13 protein-coding genes are annotated in these 16,329 nt (G+C 68.7%); 11 read left to right on the top strand and 2 right to left on the bottom strand.

The features are described from left to right. Positions 1–170: 170 nt before the first annotated feature. Complete coding sequence (locus tag ACLF6J_RS11160; protein WP_134352567.1) at positions 171–1,499, bottom strand: GAF domain-containing protein; 1,329 nt, start codon at positions 1,497–1,499, stop codon at positions 171–173. 79 nt (positions 1,500–1,578) lie between these two features. Then, positions 1,579–3,006 carry a CCA tRNA nucleotidyltransferase gene (locus ACLF6J_RS11155; RefSeq protein ID WP_047521414.1) on the bottom strand — a complete coding sequence of 476 codons (1,428 nt, stop codon included), beginning with the start codon at positions 3,004–3,006 and terminating at the stop codon, positions 1,579–1,581. Between the two features lie 272 nt (positions 3,007–3,278). Here ACLF6J_RS11155 and ACLF6J_RS11150 point away from each other — a divergent pair, with 272 nt between their 5' ends. From ACLF6J_RS11150 to ACLF6J_RS11100, 11 genes are all read left to right on the top strand, one after another. Then, positions 3,279–5,825 (top strand): purple acid phosphatase family protein, encoded by a 2,547-nt coding sequence (locus ACLF6J_RS11150; protein ID WP_134352568.1) that lies wholly within the window; start codon positions 3,279–3,281, stop codon positions 5,823–5,825. Between the two features lie 143 nt (positions 5,826–5,968). Then, positions 5,969–6,613, top strand: coding sequence for a hypothetical protein (locus ACLF6J_RS11145; RefSeq protein WP_134352569.1), 645 nt, complete (start codon positions 5,969–5,971; stop codon positions 6,611–6,613). A 160-nt stretch (positions 6,614–6,773) separates the two neighbouring features. Further along, entirely contained in the window at positions 6,774–7,799 is a 1,026-nt protein-coding gene (locus ACLF6J_RS11140) for an Lrp/AsnC family transcriptional regulator (protein ID WP_047521408.1), read from the top strand. A gap of 115 nt (positions 7,800–7,914) precedes the next feature. After that, on the top strand, positions 7,915–9,405 hold the full coding sequence (locus tag ACLF6J_RS11135) for an aldehyde dehydrogenase family protein (RefSeq protein ID WP_134352570.1): 1,491 nt from the start codon (positions 7,915–7,917) through the stop codon (positions 9,403–9,405). Then, on the top strand, positions 9,402–10,160 hold the full coding sequence (locus tag ACLF6J_RS11130; protein ID WP_047521405.1) for a gamma-glutamyl-gamma-aminobutyrate hydrolase family protein: 759 nt from the start codon (positions 9,402–9,404) through the stop codon (positions 10,158–10,160). The genes ACLF6J_RS11135 and ACLF6J_RS11130 overlap by 4 nt, the downstream gene beginning before the upstream one ends. After that, the gene (locus tag ACLF6J_RS11125) at positions 10,157–10,627 is read left to right on the top strand and encodes a DUF3830 family protein (protein ID WP_017829890.1); all 471 of its coding nucleotides are present in this window, start codon (positions 10,157–10,159) and stop codon (positions 10,625–10,627) included. The genes ACLF6J_RS11130 and ACLF6J_RS11125 overlap by 4 nt, the downstream gene beginning before the upstream one ends. 41 nt (positions 10,628–10,668) lie before the next feature. Further along, the gene (locus tag ACLF6J_RS11120) at positions 10,669–11,748 is read left to right on the top strand and encodes an ABC transporter substrate-binding protein (protein ID WP_047521403.1); all 1,080 of its coding nucleotides are present in this window, start codon (positions 10,669–10,671) and stop codon (positions 11,746–11,748) included. After that, positions 11,745–12,572 carry an ABC transporter permease gene (locus tag ACLF6J_RS11115; RefSeq protein ID WP_134352571.1) on the top strand — a complete coding sequence of 276 codons (828 nt, stop codon included), beginning with the start codon at positions 11,745–11,747 and terminating at the stop codon, positions 12,570–12,572. Before ACLF6J_RS11120 ends, ACLF6J_RS11115 begins: the two co-directional genes overlap by 4 nt. A gap of 2 nt (positions 12,573–12,574) precedes the next feature. Continuing rightward, positions 12,575–13,375, top strand: a complete 801-nt coding sequence (locus ACLF6J_RS11110; protein WP_244093546.1) for an ABC transporter permease — start codon at positions 12,575–12,577, stop codon at positions 13,373–13,375. Further along, positions 13,375–14,418, top strand: a complete 1,044-nt coding sequence (locus tag ACLF6J_RS11105) for an ABC transporter ATP-binding protein (RefSeq protein WP_047521395.1) — start codon at positions 13,375–13,377, stop codon at positions 14,416–14,418. Before ACLF6J_RS11110 ends, ACLF6J_RS11105 begins: the two co-directional genes overlap by 1 nt. Before the next feature lie 159 nt (positions 14,419–14,577). Beyond that, complete coding sequence (locus ACLF6J_RS11100) at positions 14,578–16,329, top strand: alkaline phosphatase family protein (RefSeq protein WP_134352573.1); 1,752 nt, start codon at positions 14,578–14,580, stop codon at positions 16,327–16,329.

Here is a 16,329-nt window from a genome sequence, read left to right as displayed (position 1 = left end):
GACGGGCCGCGCTTCGTGCGCGGCTGTGTTCCGAAGGTAGGTCGCGGGAGGTTGCACCCCGATGCGCAACGTTGCAGCGGGTTGCAGTCGCGGGATCGACCCCGTGCGGGATCAGAAACGCACCGGAGAGGTGCCTGGGAGGGGCGTTTTCGATCCCGCAAACGGGGGGATCAGCTGCCGAGGCGCTCGATCCGGGTGACCAGTGCCGCGCGCTTCGGCGACCGCGCGGGGAGCATCTCCAGGGCCAGGCGCAGCACCTCGGCGTCGCCCTGCCCCTCGGGGATCTCGGCGTAGGAGAGCAGAACGTCGAGGCTGGCCTCCGAGAGCATCACCTCACGCAACGCCCCGCGCACCGTCTCGCGGAACTCCTCCACCCCGGGCGAGGTCGACTCGGGCAGCACGGGCCCGCGGTACGCCGTCAGTGCGACACGGTGAGCACCGCGGTCGAGCAGCGAGAGCACGTCATGCGCGTCGGTGTCGAGGGCGACGGGCAGCCGATAGGGACGGGACTCCGGCACGAGGTCGGGGGCCGTGCGCTCGAGCACCTTGCGCAGACGCACCATCTCCGGGCGCAGCGTGTCGGGCGAGACCCCTTCGCCGTAGACCAGCTCGCACAGGCGCTCTGCCGAGAGTCCCTGACGGTGGACCGCGAGCATCAGGAGGATGGCGGCATGTCGCGCGCTCAGGTCGATCATGGCCTCGCCGTGCGCCGACTCGGTCTCCAAGCGCGCACGGTCGCGACCGAGAACGTGCAGCGTCGCCCGGGCGGTCGCCGGGATACGCGCCTTCGAGGGGGTCGACCGCGAACGCGGCGTCTCGCTCCTCGCCCGGAGGCGCGCGACCATCAGCTCGGACTCCACGGCCCGAGCCGTCGCATCGACCAGCAACCGTGCCTGCGGGGACACGACCTCGGGTCCGCCGGTGATGTCGATCACTCCGAGCACACGCTTCGTCTCCGGGTCGCGCACAGGTGCGGCCGTGCACGACCACGGATGCACGAGCCTGTTGTAGTGCTCGGCACCGCGGATCTGCACCGACTGCTCCAAGGCGAGGGCCGTGCCGGGCGCACTCGTCCCGACCGCATCCTCCGACCAGTTCGCACCGGCGACGAAGCCCATGTCGTCCGTGAGCGAGCGCAGCTGTTCGTCGCCTTCGATCCACAGCAACCGACCCGCCTGGTCACCGACGGCGATGATCACCCCGGTGTCCTCGTTCGAGCCCGGCAACAGCAGGGCGCGGATCATGTCCATCGCGGAGGCGAGCGGGTGGGCGAGCCGATACTCCTCCAGTTCGTCGCTGATCAAGTCCAGCGGCGGTGTGTCTTCGGGGGCGACACGGCGGCGCCACGAGCGTTCCCATGACTCGCGGACGAGCGGACGCACCCCCTGCAGCCGTCGGTCGTCGAGATTGCCGGCGAGCAGTTCCTCGTGCGCGCGCTCGACGAGAAGGCGCGATGTCGCCGGAAGGGACTCGCGGGATACCTGCCACGGCGCAGACACAGCGATCTCCGATCATCGAAGAGGCTTCGTGGATTCAGTGTACGAGCGCGGGGCCACGTGCGGAATAGGCGGGCCGGAGTCAGCCGCGCGAGGCCCACCACTCGCGGAGGCGCTGCTCCGCGACGTCGGGACCGAGCACACCCTCGTCCAAGCGCAGGTCGAGCAGGAACCGGTACGCCTCGCCCACCTCACGCCCCGGTGAGATGCCGAGCACCTCCTGGATGCGGTTTCCGTCGAGTTCCGGACGGATCGAGTCGAGCTCCTCCTGCTCACGGAGGGCGACGATGCGCGATTCGATGTCGTCGTACGCAGCCGCCAGGCGACCGGCCTTGCGTTTGTTGCGCGTGGTCACATCGGCTCGGGTCAGGATGTGCAACCGCTCGAGCAGGTCGCCCGCGTCGCGCACGTAGCGTCGCACCGCGGCATCCGTCCAGGTCCCCTCGGCATAGCCGAAGAAGCGCAGGTGCAGCTCGATGAGGGTGGCGACGGCGTCGGTCGTGGCGGTGTCGAAGCGCAGAGCCTGTAGCCGCTTGCGAGCCATGCGCGCCCCGACCACGTCGTGGTGGTGGAAGGTCACCACTCCCCCGGCCTCGAGCTTGCGGGTGCGAGGCTTGCCGATGTCGTGCAGCAGGGCGGCGATGCGCAGGGGCACATCGGGGGCGGCACCGGGGTGCCGGGAGTGCTCGAGCTCGATCGCCTGACGGAGCACGGTGAGCGAGTGCTCGTAGACGTCCTTGTGATGATGGTGCTCATCGACCTCGAGGCGCAGCGCGGTGACCTCGGGGAGGAACTCGTCGATCAGGCCGGTGTCGACCAGCACGCGGATGCCGCGCACCGGATCGTCCGTCTGCATGAGGCGTACAAGCTCGGACTGGATGCGCTCGGGGCTCACGATCGTCAGGGTCTCGCGCAGCGCGGCGATCGCCTCGGTGGTGGCCTCGTCGACGCGGAAGCCGAGCTGGGCGCTGAAACGAGCCGCCCGCAGCATCCGCAACGGGTCGTCGCCGAACGAGATCTTCGGGTCGGCGGGGGTGCGCAGAACACCGGCGATGAGGTCTTCCACTCCACCGGTCGGGTCGACGAGCTTCACAGCCGGCACCTGGAGCGCCATCGAGTTGACCGTGAAGTCGCGGCGCACGAGGTCGCCGTCGATCGTGTCGCCGAACTCGACCGTGGGCTTGCGGGTCACGCCGTCGTAGCTGTCGGCGCGATACGTCGTGATCTCGACCTGCTCGCCCTGCACGCGCGCGCCGATCGTGCCGAACTCGCGGCCGATGTCCCAGCGGGCGGTCGAGATCGGAGTGACGATCGCCAGGATGTCGTCGGGCGACGCGTTCGTGGTGAAGTCGAGATCGTGCGTCTCCCGACCGAGCAGCGCATCGCGCACCGGACCACCGACCACGGCCAATTCGTAGCCCGCGCTCTCGAACGCCCTCGCGAGGGTGCCGACGACCGGATTCTCGGCGAGCGCACCGAGACGAGCGAGGCCGTCAGCCATGTTGAGCATGGGTTCCAGCGTACCGGGGTGAGCCGACTCCGCCTGGGCTCTGCGCCCCCTCATCTGCCGAAAAGCAGACCATCCGCTCGCCCCACGGCGCGCCGCCCCTCGACACGCGGGCCCGCGACCGATCGGTCTCCGCTATGGCCCCGGTGACGTGGCCCGCATCACATCGTTCACCTCCCGGTCCCCGCGGGGTCAGGCTCCGGCCATCCGTCTTCGGTGGAGTGGATGAGCCCCGTGCGGCTGAGCACGGACCCCCCCCTCCACGAAGGACTGACATGACCTCCCCCACCCCTGCGGTGCGGTGGCGACGTCACGGACTCACATCCGTCGCGCTCCTCGCCCTGCTCGGCGGCGCCGTCGTCGCCCCCGCGGCCCTCGCCGCACCCGACCCCGAGGTTCCGACCGGCTCGCTGATCACCGGCGACACCGCCTGGCACTATCTCGACGACGGCTCCGATCCCTCGCCCGCTCCCGCGGCGCTCCGCGACTGGACGCTGCCCGCCTATGACGACAGCGCGTGGAAGACGGCCCCCGGCTCCTTCGGCGCAAAACGCGGAGAGCTCGCCCCGGTCGGCCCGCAGACGCCCCGAACACTCCTGAACCACTACCTCGACGGCACCCAGGCTCCGACCGTGCCGACGTACTTCTTCCGCACGACCTTCGAGCTCGAGGCGGGTGTGGCGGAGAAGGTCGCCGTCCTGCAGAGCACGATCACCTACGACGATGCGATCATCGTCTGGATCAACGGCGAGGAGGTCGCCCGCTACGTCGACGGCCGCATCACCGACACGACCAACGTCGAGTACGCCGGCGACAGCAACGGCGACCCGCTGACGAGCACGTTCAGCGCCGAAGGCGACCTGCTCCACGACGGCACCAACACCATCGCCGTCTCCCTCTTCCAGGATCGCGAGACCAGCTCGGACATCTTCTTCGACATGTCTTCGTTGACCCTGGTGGAGGCGTCCGACCCCGGCACGCCCGTGCTCGCCCCGCCGACCCGCGTCATCTTGACACCGACCGAGCAGCCCGAGGTCTCCCAGGCCTTCTCGTGGCTGGCCGGCGACGCCTCGCACACGGTCGGACAGGTCGAGATCGCCCCGGCCGCCGGCGGCGAGACCCGCACGATCGACGCGTACGACGCCGGCGTCGTGAACGGCAACCCGAACAAGCACTTCTCGGCGACCGTGACCGGCCTCACCGCCGCCACCGAGTACCGCTACCGCGTCGGTCTCCCCGGCAGCTGGAGCGAGTGGTTCACCTTCCGCACCGCGGATCCTTCCGCGACCGACTTCCAGTTCATCTACTACGGCGACGCGCAGATCGGCCTCGACACCACGTGGCCGAGCGTCGTGAAGCAGGCCGAGGCCAACGCTCCCCGGTCGATCGGCTCGGTGCACGCAGGCGACCTGATCAACACCTCCAGCAACGAGAACGAGTGGGTCAACTGGTTCAAGGGCATGAAGGACTCGGCGGTCCGCACCAACGTGATGGCAGCCCCCGGCAACCACGAGTACTCCGGCGACAAGCTCCTCACCGCCTGGAAGGCAGCCTTCGAATACCCGCACAACAACCCGTCGACCAGCTCGATCGGTGAGCTGGCAGACCTCGCGAAGGGCGACTCGGAGGTCGCGCAGCAGTACCGCGCGTTCTTCGACCACTGGAGCTCGTTCGCTGCCGAGACCGCGTACTACACCGACTACCAGGGCGTGCGCTTCATCACGCTGAACGCGACACGCGACACCACTTTCCTCACGCCGGCCGGACTCCCCTCCTGCAGCGGCGCGGAGTGCCCATCCACGCAGATCGGCGTGCTCTGGACCCGCTTCCAGGGCGCATGGCTCGACCTGCTGCTGCAGAACAGCCCGTCGAAGTGGAACGTCGTCACCTTCCACCAGCCGGTGTTCTCCGCATCGGCAGGCCGTGACGAGCCGGTGCTGCGCGCGGAGTGGCTGCCGGTCTTCCAGCGCAACGACATCGACCTGGTACTCATGGGCCACGACCACACCTACGCCCGCGGCTATGTGAACACGGACGCGACCGAGACCCCCGGCCTCACCACGGGCCCCGTCTACGTCGTGTCGAACTCGGGCGCGAAGCACTACGACCTGGAATCCGCCGAGAAGAACGTCTGGACCAACAACGGCGCCACGCAGGTGCTGCGCGGTCAGGACGTGACGACGTACCAGGTGATCGACGTCTCGAAGAACCAGCTCGTCTACCGCTCCTACCTCGCGGAGAAGCAGCCGGGAGCCACGACCGACCTCCCCGTCGGCGCCGTCTACGACACGTTCACCGTGACGAAGTCGGACGCCGGCGAGAAGTGGGTCACCGAGGAGGGCGTCACACCCCCGGTCACGCCGGAGCCCGAGGTTCCGGCCAAGATCGAGCTCGGCGCGGCCGCGGTGAAGGCCGGTGGCACCGTCACGGTCTCGGGCAGCGGCTTCGCGGAGGGCGCCGAGCTTCGCCTCGAGCTCCGCTCCGACCCGGTGCAGCTGGGCACCGCGACCGCCGGTGCGAACGGCTCGTTCCAGCGGACGGTCACGATCCCCGCGAACACTCCGGCGGGCGCACACACCCTCGCCGTCATCCTGCCCGATGGCACGGAGGTCACCGCGGCACTCACCGTCGCTGCGGTCTCCGGCGGAGGGGCAGTGACCCCGGGCGCGGGGAGCTCGACCGCGGACGACCTGGCCGCGACCGGTGCCGACAGCACGCCGTACATCGTCGCAGCCGCGGTGCTCCTGGCAGCAGGCGTCGGCCTGTTCGCAATGCGCCGTCGTCGGCAGCACACCCCGGCGGAGACGACCGAAGCGGACTGATCCGCGATCGTCGTCACAGGACGCCGTCCGGGCTTCGGCCTGGACGGCGTCCTCGTTCGTGGTACAGGCCTCCGCACATAACGATTCGGTTCGGTCACGGGTCTGACCGAAGAACGTCCATGCGAACGCCCTAGGCTCGGGTCATGCCAAGCCGTCGTCACCTCGTCCTTGCCTCCGTCACCGCCGCGCTCCTGGGCCTCTCGCTCACCGCCTGCGCTCCCGGGCAGTCGCCGGACGGCTCCGCGACCTCGACACCGTCATCAACCCCGAGCAGCTCGGCCTCCGCCACGCCCGCAGACCGTGTCGTCGAGATCTCCGTCGCGGGCCTCTCGATCGACGAGGGGCCCGTGATCGGATACGACGACCCGGATGGCGTCGTCGCCGCCCTCACCGACGCCTTCGGATCCGCGCCGACGGAGGGACCGGTCGAAGGCCCGTACGACTCGGTGTACGACGGGTTCGAGTGGACGGGGACGAAGGCGACGGCCTACGAGACCCGCATAACCCTGGTCGTGTCGGCGGATGCCCCCGGCGTGATCTTCCGCACCCCGGAGGGGCTCGGCCTCGGTTCCACCCGCGCCGAGGCGATCGCCGCCGGCGCAGAGGATGAGTGGGATGAAGACGGCGACGGCGTCTCCGACTACCTCAAGATCGGCATGCGAGAGGTTCCCGGCACCTCGTCTCTCGTGAATCCCGGAGAGGTCGGTGTCGAGTACATCACCCTGAAGGTCACCGACGACGTCGTGACGCGCATCAGCAGCGGCGGCAACGACTTCTCCGACATCTGACGCCATCGCCGCGGATGCCGAAACCGGGACCGTCTCGCGCTCCGGTGGCAGGTCGGTCGAGACACGCCGCAACGACCGCGTCCGGTCTCCGTTTTGGTCCCGGCGGCTCGGCGCACTGGGATAACCTTCACCCGAGTCCGTCCCCGGTGAAGGAGAGCCCGTGCCCACGAACGATGTGATGGCCGACGAAACCGATCGGATCGTCGCCGCGGCCCTGCAGGTGAACGGCCGTGCGTCGTGGGGGGAGATCGGCCGCGTGGTCGATCTGCCGGAACGCACCGTCGCCCGCCGTGGACAGCGACTGCTCGACCGCGGACTGGTGCGGGTCTCCACCTATGTCGACCCCGCCAGAGTGCTCCACGCCCGCGCGGTGCTGTTCCGCATCACGACCGAGCCGCACGCGCTCTGGCATGTGGCACGCACGCTGGCACGACGGTCGGACGCCTCCTCCGTCTCGGTGCTCGAAGGCAGCAGCGACATCGCCGGAATGCTGCTCCCCCACGACGACGCCTCGATCCGCGAGCTGCTCTTCACCGATTTCCCCGAGCTCGAGGGCATCGACTCGATCAACGTGACGACGGTGCTGAAGTTCTTCCGCTCGGGGCACGATTGGCGCGCGGGAGTGCTCACCGACGAACAGGCCCGCATGCTCGACGAGTCGTCCGGCTCCGAGGTCGACCCCGCCGATTCCCTCAGCGCGGACGAGGAGGCACTGATCCGCCTGCTGCTGAAAGACGGTCGGATGCCGGTCGCGCAGCTCGCCCGGTCACTGGGACTGAACGTCACCACCACCCGGAGACGGATGGAGTCCCTGAGCCGTCGCGGCCTCATGCATCCCCGCACCGAGGTGGTGCCGAGCCTGTTCGGCCTCGGTTTGGAGGCTCTGGTGTGGCTCCGCGTCCCGATGGCGCGCCTCGAGAAGGTGGGAGCGGCTCTCGCCGCCGCGCCGGAGGTGAAGTTCATCGCCGCCACCACGGGGACCTCGCAGCTGCTCGCCAATGTGCTCGTCAAGGATGCGGATGCGTTCTACGAGTTCCTCACCGGGCCGGCCGTGGCGGGGCACGACGGACTCGAGGTCGTCGAGTCGCTGGTGGTGATCACTCCGGTGCTGCGCGGGTCCCTGATCGTCGACGAGGCACCCGCCGCGCTGGCCAATGACATGCCCACGGGCGCTATTCGCCTCTAGGCCGATTCTGTTACTGGCATGTAACGAAATGGCGAGATCGGTCTCTATGGCTTGACCTAGTGGCGAAATAGGGCGAGTATCCTCTCCAGGGCCATCACCCCTGGAGAGGACGACCGTGTTCACGGCTACTGGAGACGACTGGGCGGATCGCGCGGCGACGCTGCCCCTGCACACGCGCATGTTCATCGACGGCGCGTGGGAGGAGGGCTCGGCCGAGCCCCTGTCTCCCGTGAGCCCCCGCGACGGTCGCGCACTTCCGCAGATCAGCGCCGCCTCGCCGGCCGATGTGGACCGGGCCGTCCGCTCCGCGCGCACCGCCTTCGATTCCGGGGTCTGGTCGCGGATCGCCCCTCGTGAGCGCGGACAGCGGCTGATCGCCTTCGCGCAGAAGATCCACGACAACGCCGAAGAGCTCGCCCTCACGATCTCGCTAGAGATGGGAAAGCCCGTCCGTGAGGCTCTGCAGACGGAGCTTCGCGCCGTCGTCACCTGTTTCCGCTGGTACGGGGAGGCCGCCGACAAGATCCTCGACGAGGCTCCCGTCACCGCACCGAACAGTCTCGCGCTCGTCACCCGCGAGCCCGCAGGCGTCGTCGCGGCCGTGGTGCCGTGGAACTTCCCGCTGACCATGACCGCCTGGAAGCTCGCCCCGGCCCTCGCGGTCGGCAACAGCGTGGTGCTCAAGCCCGCCGAGCACACGACCTACTCGGCGCTGCGACTGGCCGAGCTCGCGCACGAGGCCGGCATCCCCTCCGGCGTGCTCAACGTCCTCCCCGGCGCCGGACACGTCGCCGGTCGCGCCCTCGGCGAGCACCCCGATGTCGACATCGTCACCTTCACGGGATCCCCGGAGGTCGGACGGCGCTTCCTCGGCTACTCGGCGGCGTCCAACGGCAAGCGGGTCTGGCCCGAGCTCGGCGGGAAGACCGCGAGCCTGGTGCTGCCCGACGCCGACCTGGAGCGCGCGGTGCGTGCCACGGCCGACGGATGCTTCTACAACCAGGGACAGATGTGCACGGCGTCGTCCCGCCTGCTCGTGCCCCGAGCACACCATGACCGGGCGCTGGAGATCGCCGCCGAGGTCGCGCGGACGAGTCTGCCCGCCGACCCGTTCGACGTCACCACCTCGATGGGAGCGATCGTCAGCGAGAAGCAGCTCGCCGGCATCGCCGGTTTCGTGGAGCGCGCCCAGGCGGAAGGCGGAGAGCTCGCGGCCGGAACCCCGGAGCGTTTCGAGGCCGTCGACGGCGGCAGTTACTTCGCCCCCGTGGTGCTCGGAGTCACACCGCAGCACGAAGTCGCCCAGCGCGAGGTCTTCGGCCCCGTCCTCTCGGTCATCGCCTATGACGGCGTGGAGGACGCCCTCGAGATCGCCAACGGCACCGAGTACGGACTCGCGGCCGCGCTGTGGAGCACCGACCTCAACGCGGTGCACACCCTGTCGCGACGTCTGCGTGCCGGCGTCGTCTGGGTGAACTGCTTCGAGGAGGGCGACATGACGATCCCCTTCGGCGGGGTCAAGGGGTCGGGCTTCGGCCGCGACAAGAGCCTGCATGCGATCGACAAGTTCACCAATCTCAAGACCACCTGGATCGAGCTGTCATGACCCGTCCGCTCATCGGCATCACGACCTGGCGTCGCTTCATCGACACCGATCTCGGGGCGGGCCGCCCCGCACACACCCTGGGTGCCGAGTACGCCGCACCCGTCGAAGCCGCCGGTGGCGCCGTCGTCCTGCTGCCCCCGACGGCGGGCGTCGACGACGTTCTCGACCGCCTCGACGGACTGCTCCTCTCGGGTGGAGAAGACGTACACCCGTCCCGCTACGGCGCGGAACCGCAGGAGGGCAAGAACTACGATCCGTCGCGCGACGGGTTCGAGATCGCCCTCGCGCGGGGCGCCCGCCGACGCGGCATCCCGGTCCTCGCCGTCTGTCGCGGGCTGCAGGTGTCCAACGTCGCCTTCGGTGGCACCCTCCTCGTCGACATCCCGCACACCGAGGACCACCAGCCCGTGCGCGGAGCAGACCAGCAGCTCGCCGCCCGGCATCCGATCAGACTCGCCGACGGCAGCCGTCTCGCCGACCTCTACGGCACGCGGCACCGGATCGTGAACACCATCCACCACCAGTCCATCGCCGTCCCCGCCCCCGACCTGCACCCGGTCGCGTGGGCCCCGGACGGGATCGTCGAAGCCGTCGAAGCAGACGGCGACTGGCCCTTCTGGGCGGTGCAGTGGCACCCCGAGAAGATGATCGACCCCGATGAGGCCGCGGAGGAGATGCCGCTGTTCGCGGCGTTCGTCTCGGCCGCCCGCGAACGAGCAGCGGAACAACCCGCTGCGGAGAAAGGAACACGATGACCAAGCAGGTCTTCCTCGAGTACGAGAACGGCGTCCGCGCCGTCGCCACCCTGTTCGAGGACCTCGCCCCTCGCACCTGCGAGGCCATGTGGGGTGCACTGGAGAAGCCGGTCACCATGCAGGCGATGCACGCGATGTACGCCGGCCCCGAGGTCATGGTCGGCCTCCCCGAAGAGGCGCAGAACTTCGACCCGGAGAAGGTGCCGTTCGAGAACCAGCAGGTCGTACCCGCACCGGGTGACCTGCAGTGGTACTGGCAGCGTCCCATGCAGATGGGCGGTCTGCCGTTCGAGTGGTACGAGATCGGCGTCTTCTACGATCGTGGTGCCCGTACTCTCGGCCCGCTCGGATGGACACCCGTCAACATCTGGGGCGGCATCACCGAAGGACTCGCGGAGTTCGCCAAGGAAAGCGCGGCGATCCGCATCGACGGAGCGAAGCAGCTCACCATCGGACGCCTGGTCTAAGGCGTCTACTCAGTGCTGGACCCATCCCGAAGGAGCAGTGCATGAATACCCGAAGAATCCTCACCACCGGAGCGCTCGTCGCCACCGGCGCCCTCGTCCTCGCCGGCTGTGCGGCCGGCGATGACACCGCATCGTCCGGCGACAAGGAGTTCGCCGGCGAGACCCTCGTCGTCACGTCGTTCGGCGGCGACTGGGAGAAGGCCTTCATCGAGGCCGTCGTCGATCCCTTCGAGGAGGAGACCGGCGCCAAGGTCGAGCTGATCACGCTGTACAGCGCCGATGCCCTCGCCCAGGTCACCGCCCAGAAGGCCAGCCCGCAGATCGATGTCGTGCACTTCTCCGGCGGGCAGGAGCTCACCGCCGCCGCGGACGGTCTCATCGCGCCGATCGCCGCCGACGAGCTGTCCGAATCCGGTGACCTGATCGACCTCGCCACCGCGGGCCTCGAGCGCGGGGAGGGCCCCGTGATCCAGCTCGCACCGATCGGACTCGTCTACAACACCGAGGCCGATGCCCCGGCACCGACCTCGTGGCTCGACCTGTTCGACGAGGCCTACGCCGGCCACATCGCCCTCACGGACTTCTCGAACACGTACGGCGTGCTCTCGATGCTCCGTGTCTCCGATGCGCTCGGCGGCGGCATCGAGGATCCCTCGCAGGCCATCACCGACCTCGGGGAGCTGGCTTCGTCGGGCGACGCGATCGTCGTACCCACCTCGCCCGACCTGCAGACCGCCTTCGCACAGCGCGACACCTGGCTCGCCCCGTACGCGATGGACTACGCCGGCACGCTGCAGGACGCGGGCCTTCCGGTAGAGTTCATCGTCCCGGAGGAGGGCGTCACCGCCTCCCTCATCACGGCGAACGTGGTCGAGGGCCGGGACAACCCCGACCTCGCGAAGCTCTTCATCGATTTCGAACTGCGCCCCGAAGCGCAGGCCGTCTTCGCGGAGAACATGCGGTACTCGCCGGTCAACACCCAGACCGAACTCTCCGGCGACGCCGCGGAAGCCGTGCTCACCGGCGACGAGTTGGAGACGGTCGTCGTCTACGCTCCGGGCGATGTCGCAGCCTCGCGGCAGTCCTGGACCGATGAGTGGAATGCGCTGATCACCAAATGAGTGTCCGAACCCGTAGGGAGCCCTGGCTCCTGCTCCTGCCGGCGATCGTGCTGCTCGCGCTTGCCTTCATCACCCCGGTGGCTGGCATGCTCCTCATGAGCGTGCAATCGTCGGCAGGCGGGTTCACCCTCGACAACTTCACCCGGTTGTTCACGAGTGAATATCACCTCCAGGCGGCGCTGCGTTCGCTCCGCCTGGGGGTGATCCAGACGATCATCACGCTCGTCATCGCCATCCCGCTGTCGTACGTGATGGCTCGCGCCGGCTCCCTGGTGCGCTCCTTCCTGCTCATCGTGGTGATCCTCCCCCTCATGACGAGCGTCGTGGTCCGCACCTTCGGCTGGGTCGTCCTGATGGGACCGGCCGGGCTGATGATGCAGATTCCCGGCATGGAGTTCCTCGTCGGCGGCACGCAGGGCTTCCTCGGCACCGAGACCGGGGTCGTGATCGCGATGGTGCAGGTGCTCCTGCCGTTCGCGGTGCTCAGCATCCTGGGTGTGATCTCCGGCATCAAGCCTCAGCTCGAAGAGGCGTCGCGCACGCTCGGCGCCGGATTCTGGCGCACGCTGTGGCACGTCGTCCTCCCGCTCGCGATCCCCGGCATCGTCGCCGGTGCCTCGCTCGTCTTCGTCCTCTCGGTGAGCTCGTTCATCACGCCGCGCTTCATCGGCGGGGCGCAGATCCCTGTTTTCGCGCAGACCATCTACGTCGATGCGACCACCAACCTCGACTGGTCGTTCGCGGCCGCGCAGGCGGTGCTGCTCTTCGCCGGGGTCATGCTCGTGCTCGCAGCGACGTCCCGACTCGGGAAGCAGAAGGTGTGACCATGGTCCGTTCCGTTCCGATCCTCGGCAGGGTCCTCGCCATCGTCCTCGGCGTCATCGTGACGCTCTACATGCTCGTCCCGCTCCTGGTCGTCGCCGGTGCGTCCGTCGGCGAGAACCGCTTCCTCACGTTCCCCGGCCAGGGGTTCACCCTCGACTGGTACGTCGAGGCGCTCACCTCGGACACCTACCTCGAGCCTTTCCGTCTGAGCCTCATGGTCGGCGTCACCGTGGCCGTCGTGGCCGCGTCGATCGGCACCGCTGCCGCCCTCGCGCTGACCCGCTTCACCATCCCCGGCGGCGCCGCCATCCAAGCCCTGCTGATGTCGCCGCTGACCATCCCGACGATCATCCTGGCGATCGGTGCCCTGTCGATCTCGTCGCTCACGATCGGCGCCCCGAACGTCGGTGTCCTGATCGCCGTGCACGTCGTGATCGCGATCCCGTACGTGATGCGCACCGTCACCGGCGTCATGGCGCGGGCAGACCACTTCACGGAAGAAGCCGCGCGCACCCTCGGCGCCAGCGCCTGGAACCGCTACCGCCTCGTCGTGCTGCCCATCGCCCGCCCCGGCATCGCGGCGGGTGCGTTCTTCGCCTTCAACATCTCCTTCGACGATGCGGTGATCGCCCTCTTCCTGCGCACACCGCAGCTCGAGACGCTCCCCATCGCCATCTACGGCCAGCTGGAGTTCAGCACCTCGCCCACCGTGGCGGCGGTATCGACTCTCATGGTCCTGCTCACCGTCGTCCTCATGATCGTGCTCGAACGCATCATCGGCCTGGGAAGGTTGTTCGTCTGATGACAACACTCACCATCACTGCTCTCACCAAGGACTTCAAGGGGACATCGGTGCTCAAGGGCATCGATCTCTCGATGCGGTCCGGGGAGTTCGTCTCCCTGCTCGGCCCGTCGGGGTGCGGCAAGACGACGCTCCTGCGCTGCATCGCGGGGCTCGAGTCACCCAGCAGCGGCACCATCGAGATCGCCGGCCAGGATGTGACGAAGCTCCCGCCCGAGAAGCGTCACCTCGGCATGATGTTCCAGAGCTATGCCCTCTTCCCTCACATGAGCGTGGTCGAGAACGTGCGCTTCGGGCTGCGGATGTCGGGCGAGAAGTCCAAGACCGAGCAGAAGGAACTCGCCGTGCGGGCTCTGGAGCGCGTGCAGATGGGTCACCTCGCCGACCGGATGCCGGCGCAGCTGTCGGGCGGCCAGCAGCAGCGTGTCGCCCTGGCCCGCGCGATCGCGTTCGAGCCGCGTGTGCTCCTGCTGGACGAGCCTCTGTCGAACCTCGATGCCCGGCTGCGGGAGGACATGCAGGTGGAGCTCAAGGAGCTGCACCGCACTCTCGGACTCACCACCGTGTTCGTCACGCACGACCAGGAGGAGGCGATGAGCCTCTCCGACCGCATCGTCCTGATGAATGCGGGAGTGATCGAACAGGAAGGTGCGCCGGCCGAACTCTACGGCGCACCGCGCACGCCGTTCGCGGCAGACTTCATCGGCGCGGCCAACCTGCTCCCGGCCACACGTTCCGGAGCGGTCGCGACGCTCGACGGCACCGCGATCCAGGTGCCGCTGACGGGGGCGGGCCCCGATGGCACCGGTGAGGTCGTGCTCCGCCAGGAGGACCTGCGGCTCTCGCCGACGGTCGGCGCGGAGACTCCGGTGAACGTCGACGTCGTCGCCCACGTCTACCGCGGGGCCGACATCGTGTACATCGTCGAGCTCGCGGGCAAGCGGATGCGCGTCGTGCGCCCGCGGCACGAAGCGCCCATCCCGGAAGGCGCAGCCGGCCTCGGCTGGCGCGACGGCGCGGTGCTCTGGATCGCCGCCGCCTGACCTCCCCCCTTCGCCCCTCCCTCGCCCTCGGTCCCGGGGCTGAAATCCAGACGACCCCTCGCACGCCCGGCGTGTCCCACCCCGACACGCCGGGTCGCGCGCATTCCGTCTCTGTTTTCGCCCCTGCGCTCGACACGGGCACGGTCATAGGATCGGGGCGTGACAGACGACTCCTCCGCGCGTGCCACCTCGCGCCGCGGTTTCTTCAAGATCGGGGGCGCCGCGCTCGCGGGCGCGGCGGTCGGCGGTGCGGGCGGCGCGGCGATCGGCGCGTCGATGGCCGGCAACCCTCGCGACGGCTTCGCAGACGACCCGGATCCGTTCGCGGCCCTCACTCCGCGCAGTGAGCCGGGGTTCGATCACCTCATCGTCGTGATGGGTGAGAACCGCTCCTTCGACAACCTGCTCGGATACCTGTACTCCCGGGAGAATCTGCCGGCGGGCGAGACGTTCGAGGGCCTGGACTTCGGCTCGTACAGCAACACCTCCTCCGACGGCACGGTCGTCGATGCGCACGTGTACGAGGGCGACACCGACCGGATCATGAGCCTTCCCGACCCGGACCCCGGCGAGGAGTACCCGCACGTCAACACGCAGATCTTCGGCACCGTGGATCCCGCGAGCAACGCCAAACTCTTCGTCGACGAGATGACCGCGCCCTTCAACGCCCCGACGCACGGCGAGAAGCCCACGATGTCAGGGTTCCTGGAGGACTACATCATCAACTTCCGGCGATTGCGCAAGGGAGCCGACCCGAAGCCCGACGAGGCCAGACACATCATGGGTTCCTTCTCTCCGGAGATGCTCCCGGTGCTGTCGACGCTCGCCTCCGAGTTCGCCGTGTTCGACCACTGGTACGCCGGGGTCCCGTCGCAGACCTTCTGCAACCGTTCCTTCTTCCACGCCTCGACGTCACACGGCTTCGTGACCAACCAGGCCGGCGGCGGATACAAGAAGTGGCTCGATGCTCCGGCAGCCCCGACGGTGTTCAATCGGCTCGAAGACGAGAAGGTGAGCTGGAAGATCTACATCGACAAGCTCCAGCTCGTGTCGTTCACCGGGATGCTGCATGCCCAGGTGCTCGAGAAGTACTGGCGCACCGAGCACTTCGGCACCATGGAGGACTTCTACGCGGAGGCGAAGGACGGGAAGCTCCCCGCCTACGCGTTCATCGAGCCCCGCATGGTCTACGACCACAACGACTTCCATCCGCCGTTCGGCCGCCCCCGCGAGGGCGAGGTCGAGGGTGAAGCCGTCTTCGACAGCGCGATCTCGGACGTGCGCGCCGGAGACCGACTCATCCATGACATCTACGAGGCCGTGCGCACGAGTGCGTCCGCGACGGGTTCGAACGCGGTCAACACCCTGCTGCTCATCACCTTCGACGAGCACGGCGGCTGCTATGACCACGTGCCCCCGCCCGCCGCCACCACGCCGACGCCCGACACCGAGGCCGGCGAGATGGGCTTCACGTTCGACCGGCTCGGATGCCGCGTCCCGGCGATCGCGGTCTCGGCGTACACGAAGCGCGGCTCGATCATCCACGACGAGATGCACCACGGCTCGGTCATCGCGACGCTCTCCCGTCTGCACGGTTTGAAGCCGCTCAACGATCGCGACCAGTCCGCCAACACCCTGCTGAACGTCGTCAACCTCGACAAGCCCCGCCACCCCGCCGACTGGCCGGTGACGACCCCCGCCTACACGCCGCCGAACCCCGAGGAGTCGGCGCCGCGACCCGGTGAGAAGGATCAGCTGAGGCCGTTGACCCCGCCGGCCCGCGGGCTTCTCGGGCTGCTGATCGCGCGCTACGGCAAGCCGGGAGAGCCCGAGCCGGAGACCTTCGCGGATGCGTACAGACTGCTCCACGAGCACGGCGAGGAGTTGTTCGGTCCACCCCGGGGCGGCTGA

Source organism: Microbacterium sp. IO18 (genome assembly GCF_049099505.1).
GTDB lineage: Bacteria > Actinomycetota > Actinomycetes > Actinomycetales > Microbacteriaceae > Microbacterium > Microbacterium aurugineum.
The sequence above is the reverse complement of the archived record's forward strand: the minus strand, read 5'-3'. Positions and strand labels throughout refer to the sequence as shown.